This is a genomic window from Micromonospora sp. DT48 (genome assembly GCF_049844495.1).
In the GTDB taxonomy this organism is placed as follows: domain Bacteria; phylum Actinomycetota; class Actinomycetes; order Mycobacteriales; family Micromonosporaceae; genus Micromonospora.
The window spans coordinates 38134-54417 of the sequence record NZ_JBNCLE010000027.1 but is presented as its reverse complement, the minus strand read 5'-3'; the positions used below and the strand labels follow the sequence as shown (position 1 = coordinate 54417).

At 69.9% G+C, this 16284-nt stretch carries 15 protein-coding genes; 9 read left to right on the top strand and 6 right to left on the bottom strand.

Annotation, left to right across the window (positions count from 1 at the left end):
- Positions 1–352, top strand: a 352-nt coding sequence (locus ACLQ2S_RS24900) for a transposase (protein ID WP_425703264.1), incomplete at its 5' end; no start/stop codon positions are given.
- 253 nt (positions 353–605) lie between these two features.
- Here ACLQ2S_RS24900 and ACLQ2S_RS24895 read toward each other — a convergent pair.
- Positions 606–881 carry a hypothetical protein gene (locus tag ACLQ2S_RS24895; RefSeq protein WP_425703262.1) on the bottom strand — a complete coding sequence of 92 codons (276 nt, stop codon included), beginning with the start codon at positions 879–881 and terminating at the stop codon, positions 606–608.
- A gap of 888 nt (positions 882–1769) precedes the next feature.
- On the opposite strand from ACLQ2S_RS24895, the gene ACLQ2S_RS24890 reads away from it, so the two are divergent.
- From ACLQ2S_RS24890 to ACLQ2S_RS24880, 3 genes are all read left to right on the top strand, one after another.
- Entirely contained in the window at positions 1770–3095 is a 1326-nt protein-coding gene (locus ACLQ2S_RS24890; protein WP_309223878.1) for an NYN domain-containing protein, read from the top strand.
- Between the two features lie 363 nt (positions 3096–3458).
- Positions 3459–4643 carry an IS110 family transposase gene (locus ACLQ2S_RS24885; RefSeq protein ID WP_425703260.1) on the top strand — a complete coding sequence of 395 codons (1185 nt, stop codon included), beginning with the start codon at positions 3459–3461 and terminating at the stop codon, positions 4641–4643.
- An 81-nt stretch (positions 4644–4724) separates the two neighbouring features.
- Complete coding sequence (locus tag ACLQ2S_RS24880; protein ID WP_425703258.1) at positions 4725–5204, top strand: hypothetical protein; 480 nt, start codon at positions 4725–4727, stop codon at positions 5202–5204.
- Here ACLQ2S_RS24880 and ACLQ2S_RS24875 read toward each other — a convergent pair.
- The 5 genes from ACLQ2S_RS24875 to ACLQ2S_RS24855 are packed head-to-tail and all read right to left on the bottom strand — an operon-like array spanning position 5125 to position 9324.
- Positions 5125–6042 (bottom strand): hypothetical protein, encoded by a 918-nt coding sequence (locus ACLQ2S_RS24875; protein WP_425703256.1) that lies wholly within the window; start codon positions 6040–6042, stop codon positions 5125–5127. The two genes, ACLQ2S_RS24880 and ACLQ2S_RS24875, sit on opposite strands and share 80 nt — an antisense overlap.
- Complete coding sequence (locus tag ACLQ2S_RS24870; RefSeq protein WP_425703254.1) at positions 6011–6556, bottom strand: DNA cytosine methyltransferase; 546 nt, start codon at positions 6554–6556, stop codon at positions 6011–6013. The genes ACLQ2S_RS24875 and ACLQ2S_RS24870 overlap by 32 nt, the downstream gene beginning before the upstream one ends.
- Positions 6553–7425, bottom strand: a complete 873-nt coding sequence (locus ACLQ2S_RS24865) for a hypothetical protein (protein ID WP_425703252.1) — start codon at positions 7423–7425, stop codon at positions 6553–6555. The genes ACLQ2S_RS24870 and ACLQ2S_RS24865 overlap by 4 nt, the downstream gene beginning before the upstream one ends.
- Entirely contained in the window at positions 7422–8420 is a 999-nt protein-coding gene (locus ACLQ2S_RS24860) for a TRM11 family SAM-dependent methyltransferase (protein ID WP_425703250.1), read from the bottom strand. The genes ACLQ2S_RS24865 and ACLQ2S_RS24860 overlap by 4 nt, the downstream gene beginning before the upstream one ends.
- Entirely contained in the window at positions 8404–9324 is a 921-nt protein-coding gene (locus ACLQ2S_RS24855; protein WP_155221966.1) for a hypothetical protein, read from the bottom strand. The genes ACLQ2S_RS24860 and ACLQ2S_RS24855 overlap by 17 nt, the downstream gene beginning before the upstream one ends.
- Before the next feature lie 1120 nt (positions 9325–10444).
- Here ACLQ2S_RS24855 and ACLQ2S_RS24850 point away from each other — a divergent pair.
- The 5 genes from ACLQ2S_RS24850 to ACLQ2S_RS24830 all read left to right on the top strand — a co-directional run bounded on the left by ACLQ2S_RS24850 (position 10445) and on the right by ACLQ2S_RS24830 (position 16164).
- Positions 10445–11497 carry a hypothetical protein gene (locus ACLQ2S_RS24850; protein WP_155221965.1) on the top strand — a complete coding sequence of 351 codons (1053 nt, stop codon included), beginning with the start codon at positions 10445–10447 and terminating at the stop codon, positions 11495–11497.
- 730 nt (positions 11498–12227) lie between these two features.
- Positions 12228–12536 carry a pilin gene (locus tag ACLQ2S_RS24845; RefSeq protein ID WP_230462937.1) on the top strand — a complete coding sequence of 103 codons (309 nt, stop codon included), beginning with the start codon at positions 12228–12230 and terminating at the stop codon, positions 12534–12536.
- 3 nt (positions 12537–12539) lie between these two features.
- Positions 12540–13478 carry a conjugal transfer protein TrbL family protein gene (locus ACLQ2S_RS24840; protein WP_155221963.1) on the top strand — a complete coding sequence of 313 codons (939 nt, stop codon included), beginning with the start codon at positions 12540–12542 and terminating at the stop codon, positions 13476–13478.
- A gap of 578 nt (positions 13479–14056) precedes the next feature.
- Positions 14057–14644 carry a hypothetical protein gene (locus ACLQ2S_RS24835; protein WP_425703247.1) on the top strand — a complete coding sequence of 196 codons (588 nt, stop codon included), beginning with the start codon at positions 14057–14059 and terminating at the stop codon, positions 14642–14644.
- Complete coding sequence (locus ACLQ2S_RS24830; protein WP_155221961.1) at positions 14641–16164, top strand: hypothetical protein; 1524 nt, start codon at positions 14641–14643, stop codon at positions 16162–16164. The genes ACLQ2S_RS24835 and ACLQ2S_RS24830 overlap by 4 nt, the downstream gene beginning before the upstream one ends.
- Positions 16165–16284: the final 120 nt, after the last annotated feature.

The following is a 16284-nucleotide window of genomic DNA, read 5'->3' as shown; positions in this document are numbered from 1 at the left end:
GTACCTGGAAGCCCGCCACCGCGCCCACGCCCGAGTGGAGGACCGCATCCGCACCGGCAAGGACACCGGCTTCGGCCACTTCCCCTCCCGCGTCTTCGCGATCAACCAGGCGTGGCTGGAACTCGCGCTGACCGGCATCGACCTGCTCGCCTGGACCCAGCACCTGCTCCTCGACCGCGAACTCGCCGCCGCCGAACCGAAGAAGCTGCGCTACCAACTGTTACACGTCGCCGCCCGGATCACCCGCTCGGCCAGACGCACCCGGCTACGCATCGCCGAAGGCTGGCCCTGGACCACCGACCTCGTCACTGCCTTCAGTCGTCTCGCCGCGCTACCACAACCGGTCACCTGACACGCGACCCCACAGCCCGACGAGCAACCCGGAGGACCCCGGCCACCGCGTCGGGCCATCGGCACGCCCGCGAAACCCAACCCCAAACCGAGAAGATCAACTGCCCAGATCACGGCCTTGATCAACAGCTAGCGAAAGACCGAGGCTAGGCTTCGAATGGCGGGTCTGCGCCCCTCGGCCACGCAGCACCCATAGGCCAGATTAGAAGGCATCAGAGCAAATTCTCGTGGCGTCGCGGTCGTTGTGTTTAGGGCTACGCCGCGCTGTCGTTGCGGGGGATGAGGTCGGCGGCGGCGTCGGCGGTGCCGCGTTCGAGTTCGATAATCACGCTGGTATATGTGTCGGAGGTGGGGCCGATGGTGGAGTGGCCGAGGGTTTCGCGGACTTCTTCATGTCGGCGCCGCCGTGGCGCAGGTAGGTGGCGGCGCAGTGGCGCAGGTCGTGTAGCCGTACGGGGCGGCAGCCCGGCCTTGGCGATGAGGTGGTCGAAGCGGTCGCTGGATGGTTTGGGGATGCCACGGCTCGCCATCGGGGCGGACGAAGAACAAACCGCTGTCGGGCCATTCGTCGCCGCTGACGGCCTGCCAGCGCTGGCGCATCTCGAGGTGGTCGCGGAGGACAAGATGGTTTTCGGACCGAGGGGATTACTCGGTCCCCGGCGTCGCTTGTGACGTGGCGAGCGACGGGTGTGTAGCCGACGGTGGTGATCTGTCGGACCACAGTGAGGTAACCGGTCGAGGAAGCCTCCGGCCCTGCGCAGGCATCCACACCGTCACCGGGCTGGGGCGCTGCCCTGTGGCCTGCCAGTGCTCAACCGCTTTGGCGGTCCATATCCGTGCCTTGGCGCGGCGGGCGGTGGGAAGTTCGATGCCGAGGGCGGGGCTGGTGGGGATCAGTTTGGCTCGGACGACAGCGTCGTTGAGGGCCTTGCGTAGGGTGGCGTAGAGGCGTTGGATACTGGCCGCTTTCATCGGCCGCACGCCCCTGACCGTCGCCCGTGTCGCGGGGTCGGCGCTGCCGTGGGCGGGGCGGATGGCGTCGTGAGGATGCCGGCGACGGGCATCTTGTAGCGGGTGCCGACGCGGATGACGAGCGGGGAAGTCGCCGGTGCGGGCGAGTTCGTAGGACAGGGCCCGGCCCAGGCCGAAGACACGGCCGGCGGTGGGTAGGTCGGTGATCGCGCCGAGCGCGGGGATGCGCTCCGGTCCACACCCCGGCGCCGCTGGCCAGGTTGCTGGGCGCTCCTGTGGGGTCGATGTCGTGGCTGGTCACGGTGAGTACTCCGAATCGTCGATGCTGGAAGCAGAGTGAGATCAGGTTGGTCAGGTGCGGGTCTCGCTCGCGGCGGCCGTCACACGTGCTGCCGTGAGGCGGTACGTGTGACGGCGTCCTTGCGCAGCGTTGGTAGGTTGCGCTGGTGAGTCACGTTCGGGCGGCGCTCTACCTCGACTTCGACAATGTGTTCGGCGGCCTCTACAAGTTGGATCCGGACGTGGCGGTCCATTTCGCCGAGGACCCAGCAGGGTGGTTGCGCCGGCTGGCGACGACGGCCACGACGGATGGCGCGCGGCGTTGGCTGGTCCTGCGCTGCTACCTGAACCCCGCAGGCTGGGTGTACCGCACAGACCAGGGTGGGGAGCAGACGCGGTTGTTCTTCTCGAAGTTCCGGCCATCGTTCGTCCGTGCCGGCTTCGACGTGATCGACTGCCCTCGCTACAGCAGCACAAAGAACGCGGCCGACATCAGGATCGTCGTCGACGCCGTTGACGCGCTGTCCGCCGACACCCGGTACGACGAGTTCGTCATCGCCTCCGGCGACTCCGACATGACACCGCTGCTGCAACGCCTACGCCGCTCCGACCGGCGAACCATGATCGTCTCACCGGCCGACGCGGCCGAGGCCTTCACCGCGATCGCCGACCAGGTTCTCGACAGCCAGCACCTGTTGGGCTTGGTACAGGGCGAGTCGGTCGACCTTGACGATGAGCCCGACAGCGAGGTGGACGACGGGTTCGCCGAGCGTGTGGTCGCTGTCGACGGTGACACCCCTGCCGTCGGCCAAAGCGAGGCGTACGAGGCTTTCCGGTCGATCGTGACCCAGGAGTACGCCACGGCGACCGAGCCGCTGAACATGGCTTCGCTCGCTTCCCGGCTGCGGACGCAGCTCGGTCCGTCGGTCAGCGACAGCAACTGGTTCGGCTTCGGCACTTTCGCCCGCGCTTTGGCGAGCCTGACGTTGCCGAACCTGCGGATGTCGCAGCATCTGCTCTGGGACACCAGCCGCCATCCGGCTCCGGAGACTGTCACCGCGACGCCGCCCCGAGTCGCTCTGCCGAATCCCGTCGAGCGTCTGAGCGACCAGCTCGATCTGCCGCGAATGCCGCAACCTTGGTGGCCGGCGATCTACCGGACACTCGCCGAGTACGCCCAGTCGCAGCGGTTCAACTGGACCCAGTGCACCAGCTGGGCCCGTGACCATCTTCGGGAGCAGGGGCTGCCGGTCAGCCGCAACGCGGTCGGGTTCGTCGTTCGGGGCACGTCGTTCGGCGGTTGCCCATTGCACCGTCAACCCCCACCGACAGCCGACGAGATCGCAGCGGCGTTCATCGGCAACGTCCTCAGCCGCGCCCCCGACGCCGAGATCACTTTCTCCGACGAGGAGATCGCGACGGTCCACGCCTGGCTGGGCGCACCACCTGACAACGACGCCGAGCGGGTACGCGCGACGGAGGACCCTTCGTAGGGTGTTCCACCCGCGGCGACCGCTGGTCATGTGGACACCTCCCACCGGACGGGGCATAGCAGGATCCGCAACGCTGCGGCAGCCTGTTGGGGGACGACGCCGTTGCCGAGGATCCGTAGTGCGGCGGTGCGCGGCAGCCCGAGCCTTAGGGTTTTCGATCGTCCGGGTGAGATCATCTGGACTACCCAGAGGGGCCGGGTGTGGCTTGGCCCATGACGCCGTCCGGTGGCCTGAGTGGCATGGCCGCCCGGCTCCTTCTGGACGCCCTGGCCGCTGATTGAGAGCCGCGAGTCGTCGCTGTCTAAGGCTGTGCTGGCGGGGTGCTCCGTTGGGGACCGCCGATGTCGTTGTGGGGAGGAAAGGTTGGAACGGGCCTGGATCGGGATCGACGCCGGCAAGGCTGCGCATCATGCGACAGCCGTCGACGATCGCGGACGGGTGATCTGGTCGCAGCGGGTGGTCAACGACCAGGCAGCGATCGAGAACTTGATCGCCAAGGGACGAGACACCGCCCAGGAGCTGACCTGGGCGATCGATCTGGCAGGCAGCCCGGCCGCGCTTGCCATCGCGCTGCTGCTGTCGGCCGGGCAGCGCCTGGTGTACGTGCCCGGTAGGACAGTGCACCGCATGTCGGGCGCCTTCCGCGGCGAGGGCAAGACCGACGCGAAGGACGCCCGGATCATCGCCGAGATGGCTCGCATGCGCCGGGACCTGTCCGCGTTGACGGTCAAGCCGGAGCTGGTCGCCGAGCTGGCGGTCCTCACCGCGCACCGGGCCGATCTGACAACCGACTGGACGCGCACCATCACTCGCCTGCGTGACTACCTGACCGGCACTTTCCCGGCGCTGGAGAAGGCGTTCAACTTCGCCAAGCGGGGTCCGCTGACCCTGCTTAGCCTGTACCAGACGCCGGAGGCGATCCGGCAGGCAGGACGCGAGGAGATCACTGATCGGCTCAAGGGCCGCCGCGCCCGCAAGGCCACGGCCCTGGCGGAGAAGGCCTGGGCCGCAGCCACGGCCCAGACCGTCCAGCTGCCCGGGCAGAGGGCTACGGCCCGGCTGATCCAGCAGATGGCCGACTACCTGCTAGACCTGCACCGCCGGATCCGGGAACTCGACGCGGAAATCGCCGAGATGTTCAGTCAACACCCGCAGGCGCAGATCATTTTGAGCATGCCCGGGATGGGGCCCGTGCTCGGTGCGGAGTTTCTGGCCGTCATCGGCGACACCCGCAACTTCCGCGACGCCGATCACCTCGCGGCCTTCGCCGGCCTGGCGCCGGTGCCACGCGAGTCCGGCCGCAGAGTCGGGATCATGCGCCGTCCCAAGCACTACAGCCGAACCCTGCGCCGGGTCTTCTATCTGTCGGCCCTGACCAGCCTCAAATTCGACGGTCCGAACCGCGAGTACTTCGACCGCAAGCGCGCCGAAGGCCGCAAGCCGCGTCAGGCGTTGATAGCCCTGGCCCGCAGACGGGTCGACGTGTTGTGGGCGCTGCTACGCGACAGCAGGTGCTTCCAGCCGGTCGCGCCAGCGCGTGCTGCCTAACGTCTGTCGGGTAAACCATGGGCGTTTCACCACCTAGCGATCCAGGATGGACGCGTGGAGCGCGACAAAGCTATCGCCCGGATGCACGAAGCCGCCGCGTTGTGGAGCGTCGGCCAGGTCACCGCAGCCGAGTTGGTCGACGCCGCCTGCGACCTGCTGGTCGCCGGCTTCGACGGACTCAACCTGGCCACGCTCGCTGGCGTTCACACTCGGCATGCCGACGAGGAAGTCCCCGAACTACTCGAAGCCGCGCTGAAGGACGTGGGGCTCAGCTACCACCCGCGCGGCAGCCACGCCGGGCAGGAAGCCGCGATCACGATCATGGCGTCGCGAGTCCTAGCCGGGCTTCTGCCTCCCCTGGACCTCGCGGTGTGGGCGCACTCCACCATCGGCCATTACAGGTTGGCACTCGCCGAACGCCTCGTCGAACTCGACGACGTTTACGACACCCTCGAGTACACCGACATGACCGAGCAGGACATCAACGACGAGATCCTCGCGGAAGCCCGGCGGATCGTCGGACGACCGGAACCAACGTCGAGCCGACGGCGCCGCCCTTGACTCCGTGATTGAGATGCCACTCGACGAACGGTGGGGCGAGGACAGGCTTGCCGTGTGTGCCGACCTGTGTGGGCGTGGGTGCGGGCCGGCCGATGAGCAGTTCCCAGCGGGCGACGGCGGCGGCGTAGACGCCCCACCGCCGCTCGTCGGGGTGTCCCAGGTCGCCGGTGAGGTCGGCGACGGTGGTGCGTAGGTCGGTGCCGCCGTCGCCGTGTCGTCCGGGACCGCGCGCGTCGGACGCGCGTGGGGTTGGCAGGGTACGCCCGGGTACCCGCACCGCCGCCGATGGCAGGGTCAAATCCCCGTGTGAGCCGCGTTGTCCTGGGCAGCCTTTCGTGCCGTCGGTGGCTTTCGGGGTGGGCAGCAGCACCTGCGACAGTGGCGGGCGGAACCCGGCGCCGGCCCGTCGCCCCGCGGTGCCGGTGTCGCTGGCGCGCGGGGTCGGCAGCAGGGGGCCGGGAATGCCCATAGCGGAGTGACCGCTGGCCGCCGCCGACGGCGGTGGGGCCTGGGATTTCGGGGGTTTCCCGCCGTGGTGGGGCCGGTAGCCGTGGACGGCTGATTCGAGGGTTGGTTTCCAGGTGTCGCGGTGGGTGCCGCTCATGTAGCCGGTGCCGCCTCCGGCGGTCGGGGTGGGCAGGAGTCGCCCGGTGACGCCGGCCAGGCTTGGCCGGCGTGCCGCGCCCGCCGACGGGGACCGGTTCGACCCGTAGGGCTGTGCGGTGGGTGTGGGGAGCAGGTGGTGGCGGGTGCCGCCCGGTTCGACGACGTCGGGTAAGCCGTGCTGGTGGCCGGGGCCTTTGCCGTCACGGGCGCAGGGAGTCGGCAACGTCCGCACCCTCTCGTTCGGTGGGGGTGGCCAGCAGGAACAGCCGGTCGCGTCGGTGGGCGGCGCCGATGTCGGATGCGCGTAGGCATAGCCAGCTCGTGTCGTACCCGATCTCGGCCAGGTCACGGTGGACGACGTCGAAGCCGCGCCGCAGGAGGGCGGCGACGTTCTCCACGAACAGCAGGCGAGGTCGAAGACCGCGAACGGCTGCGGCGACGTGTGTCCAGAGGCTGGAGTGCTCCCCGGTGATACCGGCCCTCTTGCCGGCGTTGCTGATGTCCTGGCAGGGGAATCCTGCGGTGAGGATGTCGACCGGTGCGACTCTGGTCCAGTCGACGGTGCGGATGTCGCCGAGGTTCGCGACGTCGGGCCAGTGGTGGCGCAGGACGATGGCGGCGTGTCGGTCGGTCTCGGCGTACCAGGCGAGATGGCCGCCGAGCACCAGCTCGACGGCCAGGTCGAGGCCTCCGTAGCCCGAGCAGACCGATCCGATCCGCGGTCCGGTGGTATGCGCACCGCTCACGCCACCTCCCCGCGGCCCGTGCCGGTCGGAGCCGAGTTCGGGGCGTCGTGGGGGCACGTCCACGGCCCGCACCCCGGCGTGTCCGCCGGCTGCGGACGTGGGCGCAGCACCACCTCGTCGAGAGGCACCCGCTGCCGGTGCAGGAAGAACTGCCCGCGTAGCGGATGCCCGGCCGCGTTGGCTCGCGCGGAGCCGTTACGGATCGCATGGTCGAACGCGACGGCGTCGGCCCACTCGGTCGGACTGTTCTCGCGAAGCGCGAGCCAGAAACCGTCGGCGTGGAACGGGCAACCCACACACGACGAGCGCGGGGTGTCCCCGAGACCCTGCTGGTGCAGGTAACGCAGGCAGTCCTCGCGTCGCCAACCGAGATCGAGCAGGGGGAAGACGTTGCGCATGTAGGCGACGTCGGCGTCGCGGGCGCGGCCGATCTCGTCCAGGCTGATCCCGATCGCGATGTCCGCCCGTACGCCGGCCGGTACCCGGGCCGGGTGTGGGTAGCCGAGCCGCCGCCGAACCTCGACCTTGATGGGTTTGATCTTGTATTCGCCTGTGCACTGTCGCCGGGCCATGCCCCGCTCGCCGTTCGGTCCGAGCGTGTACAGGGGCATGCTGGCGAATCGGTGCTTCGGGTCGAGAGCGTCAGCCCGGATGTCACCGGAACGGACGCGCACGATCTCGATGCCGACCTCGTCGGCGACCTCCATCAGCCGGTCCAGATGCCGGTAGACCACAACCGGCTCCCACGAGGTGTCGGCGAAGATCGCCGCGTCGAACCCAGGAATGTCGCCCTGGGCCGCCAACAGCAGAAGCGTCGAGCTCTGCACCCCGGCGCCGAGCGACAGCAGTCGAGTCGTCGGTGCGGTCATCGGGCCTCACCCTCCCCCGAGGGCTGGGGGAGCGGCTTGGCCAGGACGATGACGTCTTCGTGGGCGATCAGGTGCATCGGTACCCCAGCGGCCCTCGCCTTGCGTACGGCGGAGAGTTGGAAGAAGCTCGGCCGGGCGATCAGCCGGCCGCCGCGGACGGCGGCGAGCAGCGCCACGCACCGCTCGATCGGGACGAGGCCGGCCGCGGTCCCGGCGCCGATGACCGCGGACGGCAGGTCGACCAGTTCGCCGCGTTTGCGCCACGGCCGGGCGGTGACCACGACGATCCCGCCGGGGGTGAGCAGGGCGGCGCAACCGGCGAGGATCTCGGCGAATCCCTCGGCGAGGCCGGGCAGGTCCCGGTAGGCGAGGTTGCCCTTGTCGGTGCCGTCGTTGTAGGTGTTGTCGGACTTCTGGACCCCGGCACCGGCCTGCGGGCGGACCAGGCCGTGCACCGTCGGCCCGTACGGCGGCGAGGTCACCACCAGCGACACCCGCCCGGCCAGCGCGGCCGGCAACAGGCTGGTGATGCGGGTAGCGTCACCGCGTACCACCGACGCCCGCCCGGTCGCCCCCTGGGTGTGGGCGTGGGCGATGTTGGCATCGGCGATGTCGCTCCACGTGCTCTCGTACTCGACACCAATGGCGTCCCGGCCGAGATGCGCGGCCTCGACCAGGGTGGTGCCGATGCCGCACATCGGGTCGAGCACGAGGTCGCCGGGTGAGGTGTAGGAGTCGATGGCGTGCGCGGCGATCGCCGGCAGCATCCGCGCCGGGTGCCGGACCGAGTCCGGCACGTACCGGCCGCGGCGCTGCACCGGCCCCGTCGACTGGGCGGTCGCCCACACCGACAGGCCCTGCGGACCGGGAGCGGCCCGGCGGTGCCCGTGGTGGCTGGCACTCGTGGCGGAGGCAATCGTGGGCCGGTTGGTGGAGTCGTTGTCGTCCGGGTCGGGTGCGGCGATCGGGGCGATGGGCCTAGGCACGGGCGTCACCACCCCGTCGGCGCCGCGGCGTGGGCGGCTGGGTCTGGCTGAACACGAAACAGTCGGCGTGCACCCGCAGATGCGCGACCGCCCACCGCTGGCCGTCCTCGCCAGCGGCGAGGGCGAGCAGTTCCTCGTCGCTGGCGAAGTAGGTGAACTGGTCGCCGTCGGCCTCGGCGTCGACGGCGACGATGTGCTGCAGGTAGCCGAGCCCGGCGGCGGAAGCCGCCGCGACCAGGGGACGGAAGTCCTCCGGAGTGGTAGGCGTGCCGACCGGAGTGCCGACCACCAGGACCAGGCAGCCGCCCGGGCGCAGCAGCCGCGCGCACGCGGCGAGCAGCCAGGCCAGGCGGACACGGTTGGACACTTCGCCGGAACGGTCCAGGGGCCAGCAGGCGACCACCAGGCTAGTGACGCCGGCGACGCTGGCGTCCGCGTCCGGGGGCAGGGCGGGGACCGGCGGGATGGTCGGGTCGGTGAGGTCGTCACCGAACCAGACGGCCAGGTCGAGCGGTTCCGGCCCGTCCAGGCCGGCCCCGATCGCCTCATCGAGGCCGGTGTCGATCTCGACGTCGGGCAGCGGCGTGGCCGGGCCGATGATCAGCGAGGCCGTATCGGTGAACCACGCCGTGTGGTGCCGGCGTTGTCCGCGCTGGCAGGCGGCGGTCAAGGCGTGGCCGTCGGTGAGGTCGACGACCGCCTCGCCGGGCCGGCTGTACGCGCAGATCAGTCGGTAGGCCAGGCGGGCGGGAACGCCGGTGGTGGGGTCGTCGCCGTCGCGGGCGGTACGCCACACGGTGATCGGCACCGGCGGGTCGCCGGCAACCAGATCGACCAGGAGAGTCGGGTCGGCGCCGTCGGTCTGGGCCGGGTCGCCGTGGGGCTGCGGGGTGTGCGGTGTGGATCGACTCATGCGATGTCGGCTCCGCGCCGCGCCGTGATGCGCTGACACCCACCAACCGGGGTCTGTCAGACCTGGCGAACACCCCGGACTCTGACAAGCGTCCTCGGTGTCTGACAAGGCGCCCGCAAGGCCATGACAGCTCGGTTTGGGTCCTGATACCTGGCTGACGTGCCGAGCGCACCGGCGGGCGACGGCAAGGACCTCAGCGACCCGCACTGTCAGATCCGCCGGAGTCTCTCTCGCGGCGCCGGACCGGTCGTCACGCTCTGTATCGCGGTGACGGAGCGGCGGAAGGCGTCGGCAGGCTCGGACACCGTGTGGCCGCCGGATGTCGCGGCGACGCTGGCACCTGCCGATGGGCGGGCGCCGGGTGGCGGGCGCGGCAGTTCGGTATTGCCGCGGCACCTCCGGCAGTTCGACACCTGGCAGTCTGTGGGCACTTTCCGGCGACTCGACAGCACCGCGGCAGTCCCGGCCGTCCGGCAGTGCCGTGTCGCAGTTCGGCAGTTCGGCTCACATCCCCCGGCGGTGCGCCCGGCCGCCCAGCGGCGACGCGCCGCTGGCGTCGGTCGCGGCGCTGGAGGCCGGGCTATGTCCATCGCTCCGGTCGCCCGAGCAGCACGTGAACGCCGCCGCGCGAAGGCGCCGGGCGAGCAGCTCGGCGCGTGTCCGCCGTCCACCGCTACTACGACCGGAGCAACTACGCCCGCGACGGAACCTCGGATGGCAGGACCGTTGTTCTATCGGGAAGAGGGTTTGTCAGAGCCTTGTCAGATCGCGGTTTCGGATCACGGTGAGCTTCCCGCAGCGTTGTCAGCTTTCCCACGCCCATCGCACGGGTCGGCCCTGTCCAGGATCGGCGGTGGAGGACGATCAGGCTACGGCGAGCCCGACAAGGCAGCTCACGACCCTCACTGCACTCTGCAAGGATTCCTGACAATCGATTCCTTGTCATATTTTCATTCCTGACAGTCCAAGCCTTGTCAGATTGGGTGAGCGTTTCGCGCGGACAGCTATTTCCCCCGTTGACCTGCTTCGTCAGGCCGTTGTGAGGGGGCTGTGGCGCACTGGGTGCTGTTCGCCGTTCTTGCGGCACATCCCTGCTGCCTTTGGTTTGGAGCCCCATCCCATGAGCGAGTCCGACCTTCGTGACGACTGGCCGGCGTCCGCGCTGCGGGCCGCCGACAAGGCGTTCGCGGCGCTGACCGTCGACCCGGCGCCACTGACCCTCGACTGTGCCGCGCTCACCCGTGCCGGCACGCCCGGCACCACCGGCTCGGCAGGCGCCGGCACTACCGTGTCCGGCACTCGCGGCACCGCCGATTCCGGCACTGCCGAGTGCGGCACGTCCGTGTCCGCAGGCGGCGTCACAGCCGCTGCCGGATGCGCCGGCACCACCGCCGGTGATCTCGGCGCGTCGGCACCTGCCGGCATCGATCTTGATTTGCCGTTCGGCGAGGTTCCGTTGCCGGTACTGCGGGACTGGCTGATGGCGCATCCGAGCGCGTACGCCGCCCGTGACGCTGTGTGGCGGGAGCTGATCCGCCGCGCCCGGCAGGGCAGACCGGAGTGGGTGATCGCCGCCGTCGGGATGGCCATGCCGGCACTCGTGGCCATGGCCGGCAGCCTCGCCGCCGGATACCACGGCGACCCGGCCGACATCGACGCGGAGATCCTCACCGGATTCCTGGAGGGCCTGCGCGGCGGCGTGGACCCCGGCCGCGACGCCCCGCACGCCAGCCTGTGCTTCGCCGCGTGGCGCGCCGGGCGGGACCTGCGCCTGGCCCAGCGCGAGTACCCTCTCGTCGACGACATCGAGCACGCCGCCGAGTCCCGCCTGCCGCGTCACCCGTACGGGCACGTCGACCTGCTGGTGTACCGGGCCGAGGCTCTCGGGGTCATCGACGGCGAGGACGTCGAGCCGTACATCGCGATCCGCCTCGCCCGGCGCACTCCCGCCTTGGTCGCCGAGACCCTGGATGTCGAAGTGGATGTGCTGCGGATGCGCCTCAACCGGGCCGACGCCCGGCTGGCGTGGGCGCTCGACGTCGGCCTGCTCACCGGGCCGCTGTCCCCGCGGCTGCGCGACGAGTTGACCCGGCGCCACGACATCCGCGCCAAGATCCGGGCCGGTAGGGCAGCCGCGCGCCACCGAGTGGGCTCTGCCGCCGCGGCGGCCTGACGACGCATTCCCCCTGCTCGGGCCCGGCGTGACCATCGCGCCGGGCCCGAACCATGCCCACCACCCGGCGCCGCTGTCACCACGAAGCCGCTGTGTCGGGCAACAGGCGCCGCGGACGCGGCCGACTGCCTGAGCGGGCCGCCGAACGCGGGAGCCGACGAGAGTGACAAAGCATTCGACAGGCACAAGCGCAGCGCCGGTTCTCGCCCGCGCCGGGTAGACACCCATCGCCCTCGATATGCCGGTGCGCCTGCCCTGTGAGAATCGCGGGTGCCCTGTCAGGTCTCTGGGTGTTCGCCATGTCTGACAAAGCCCGGTTGGTGGGTGCAGATGTTTCCCGCCGGCGCCATCGATGGCCCGGGCCCCGGGGGATGCTGCCCGCCGTCGGGCTAGTGGGAGGCACGCGCGTGTCGTGTGCCCCGGGTGCCGCGCCCCTTTTGATGCGCTGACACCACATCGAAGCCGCCAAACCCATGAGGGAGGACGTGCTCCTCCCGGGGATTCTCCACGCGGTACGCCCGTTCACCTCCCGCCACGCCCGGCGGCGGTTCCTACCCGTCTTCCGCTAGTCGCCCCAGCGCGCACCGTTTGCAGGTGCGGCGCGGGGCGGGAGGTGAGAGTCCCAATGTCTCGCACGCGACTTCCGCGCGCCCGCACGTTCCTGTCCGGCCGCGCCGTTACCCGGCGCCGCACTCCGCGCCGGGCCGGCGCCGTCGCCGTCGCCGTACATATGGCCACCGTCGCGATCCTGGTCGCCGTGCCCTCCGCCGCGTTCGCGGACCCGGGCACCCCGGTCTATCTCGCGGCCAACTCGTTGCCGCAGGTCATCGCGAACATCCAGGCATGGATCATGGGGATCCTGGGCGCGGTGGCCACGCTGTTCCTGGTCCTGGCCGGGGTCTACTACGCCACCGCGGGCGGTGACCCCGCCCAGGTCGACAAGGCCAAGGCCGCCTTGAAGAACGCGCTGGTGGGCTACGGCCTGGCGGTGCTCGCGCCGGTGCTGCTGCAAATCGTCAGAGGCATCGTCGGGGGCTGAGGCATGGGCTTGCTGTTCCCGGTCGCCAACATCCTCGACACGGTCATGCGGTGGGTCGCCGCGGCGATCCTCGCGTGCTTCGACGCGGTCCTCGGCGCGATCGCGAGATTCCTGTTGATCACACCTGACGTGACGGGCCTGCCGCAGGTGCAGGCCCTCACGGGCCGTGCCACCTGGATCGTGGACACGGTCTTCGTCCTCGCGTTCGTCACCGCCGGGATCCTGGTCATGGTTTCCGGCGGCGACGAGCGGTCCCGCTACACGATCAAGGACCTTGCGCCACGCCTGGTCGTGGGGTTCGTCAGCGCCCACTTCTCCCAGCTGCTGTGCGGCATGGCCATCGACGTGGCGAACGGCCTGACCGAGGCGTTGTCCGAACCCGGCCACAGCCCCGACGGGGCGTTCACCGCCGTCAACACGCACGTCCACGCCGCAGCCGAGGAAGGCTCGGGGTTGCCGGCGCTGCTGTTCGTGGTCATCGCGCTGCTCATCACGGTGCTGCTCGCTATGACCGCGTTCAGCCTGATCGTGCGGCTGACCACCCTGCTGGTCCTCACGGCGGCGGCGCCGCTCGCTCTGGCCTGCCACGCGCTGCCGCAGACCGACGGCCTGGCCCGGTTGTGGTGGCGCGGCTACACCGGCTGCCTCGCCACGCCGGTGCTGCAGGCGCTGATGCTGCAGGCCGGGCAGTGGATGCTGCTCGACCCGCGGCACATGCTGCCCGCGCTGGGTCTGCCCGCCGAACCGGGACCGGTGCTGAACCTGTTCGTGGTCATGGTGCTGCTCTGGTACACGGTCAAGATCCCCGGCCTGGTCGGCCGGTACGTGTCCCAGTCCGGGCGCAACACCAGCTTCCTCGGCGCGGTCGTGCGCGTCGTGGTCGTCCAGCAACTGTCCAGGGCCGTTCCCGGCCTCGGCCGAGCGCGCGCGATGGCCCGATGACACCCGCGACGACGACGTGGTCCGCGCCCGCATGCCGACGGGCGCTTCATACTGCCTTCTCTGCGAGTGTTGTTTGGATTGCGGACGGTTCCGCCTTCAGTGGTTCTCGGCGAGAGTTGCCACGCCTGGAGGCCACTGCCCGGGTCGGCCGCCGTCGGCAAGCGGGGCCGGGGCGGGCAGGCGAGGGGCGCTGCGGTAGGCGTCGGCAGCCTACTGCGGCGGGCCATCCGCAGCGCTGACAGCGGCGATGTTGTCGAACAGTGCGATGTCGGCAGGTTGTAGTTGGTCGTAGTAAATGGGATCAGACCCCACTCGTCCTAGCGAAGTGACTCGACGAGGTTGAGGGCGGCCAGGTGACGCGACCCCGGCAGGCCCGGCAGCAGGACGTGTCGAACTCTTCCCCGGGCAACACCCGCCGATTTTGCTCTATGCCGACCGCGAAGCCCGGAGGTTGTTCCCCCGTGTCACTCTCGGCGGTAGCCCACTTTCGTTGGGCAACCCTTGGAGGTCGGACTGTCCTGATGCGACCATGAAGGGGCGGCACACCACTCTCCGGATCTTGCGAAAGACGTCACCCGATGAGCCCTTCCGCCGAATCCCTCGAAACCCTTCTTCACCGGCTCCGCAGCGATGACGGCCGCCACTGGGCAGGCGAGGCGCTCGCCATGGCCCGCGCCGAGGAGCCAGCCGCCGACAATGGGCAGAGCGGTGGCATTCTGCACCGGCCCAGCGGCAACCGCCGGACATCGCCGCGCGCCATGCGGGCACTGGCCGAGTTCTTGGCGGCCGGATCGGCCGACCTCGCCGAGGCTCGGGCCGAGGCGAGAGCCGGCGCTCGTCAGGCTTTCGGCTTCGTGGTGGTTCTGGGCACGGTGACGTTCCTGGTGACGCTGACCGCGTCGGTGCTCGCCGCCCTCAACTTCGCGGACGGGGCCTGGACCGCCGCCGGGTTCTCCGTGCCCTCGGCGCTCGTGACCGGGCTCTTCTATCGGCTCTACCGCGCCCAGAGCCGGCGCGCTGACGCCGTCCGTGACGATTTGCAAGCGCTGGAGAAGGCGCGAGTGTCCTTTCTGATGGCGTCGGGTATGTCTGACGGCCGCGCTCGGGACACGACGGTCGAGACGATCATCGCGGACCTCTCGTCCGGGCCGGAGAAGGGTCGATGACACCCTGGCTCTCCGTGTTGCGTACGGAGAACCTTGACGACATCGCCTTCGTCGATCCGGCCTCGATGAACATGCACTTCGGTGCCGGCCTGCTCAGCGAGCGGAACAGGGAAGTCAGCACCCAGGAAGGTGTCGGGGCGGTTCTTCCGGTGCCCGCCATGGCCCACGAGGTGGCCCACGTCTGGCAGGTGACTACCACCATGACAGGCATCCGGTGGTTCTGGGACGCGCATCTACAGATGCGGATGATGGCCGCGATGACCAGCGAGGCAAGCAAGGCCGCGGCAGGGATCGTCGGACCGCGGATTCTGGTCGACCCAATGGTGTACGAACACTCCTCGGGATTTCGCCGCTACTCCGACATCGTCAACGCCCTGACCGCGGTGAGCTGGTGCGCCGACGGCGGCCATCAATACCGGCCGGAGGAGTTGGAAAGCTTCTTCGGCGGGCCGCCGCGCGACGACCACGGCATGTCCGTCTACCCGGACGACCGGATCGGTGCGGCGGGACGCCTGCGCTTCTTCGACCTCGGCCAGGTACGCCGCGCGTCGGGTTCGGCCGCCAGTCATGTTCTGCTCGGGACGAAGCACCTGTTCGAGGGGCTGAGTGCCGCCGTCGAGGGGTTCCGGAACGTTGTCGAGCGGCCAGAACTCTCCCTGGCCGAGCGTCAGGAATTCCACACCCTGCGATTTCTGCCGTTCGAGCCGTACGGGATCGCGGCCGGGATGTACGCCGCCATTGCCCAGCATCGCCTCGGCGACCAGGCGCGAGCCACCGCGCTGGTGGAGATCATGGCCATCATCGACGCCGCCCTGAACATGGACGACTGGCTCGAAGTGCTGGTGCGGACCGGGGAAATCCCCGAGACCGGCGGCCGGTTCGCCTTCGACAACTACCTGAAGTTACTGGAAGCGCGGGCCGACGCAGGTTCCGCCATCGGGATCCGCGACGGATCGGCCGAAGAGACCCGCACCTTTCAGGAGACGCTTCTGCGCGCGGTCGGCGCGCCGATGACGAATCTTGCCGAACTGCCCGGCATCGCCGCCGCCGGAGTCGACCGGCTGTTCGACGAACTGCGGACCTGGTCACCCGTCCCACCGGGCATGCTTACCAACTGGCGGACGCTCTTCATGCAGAATCTCAGCACGCGCGAGGACATCGGCGGAGGCAGCCCCTTCTTCGAGATCGCCCGCGCGCCGCGCGAGGCGCTACGAGAGATCTTCAACCGGGTGCCGATGCGAAGCTGGGGACCGGCGCAGATCCACGAGGAGGAGGCGACAGGCCCCGTGCGCCAGGCGTTCCAGGCGCAGATGGTCTCCCACATGCGATCACTGCTCATGGAGTGGTCGTTCGGTCGCCGCCGGTGCGAGCATTTCGACGGCCCGTGCCGGCTGAGCGAACGGCCGGCGTGCGACGGCCTGACCGCGGACCTGAGCCCGAGCGGCACCCGCTGCCCCCGAGAGGCGATGACCGCGCACCTGATGGCGAACTTCAGCATCGTCGAAATTCCTGACTACTAGTGGGACCGTTGCGGCGGTCGGAGTCAGGCTGCCCGCCGCACCGCGAGGATGAGCAGGTACGGGGAGTCCCTGCTGGTGCCCTCGGGGCTGTCAGCGCTGGGCTGCCCGAGTCTGTTCCTC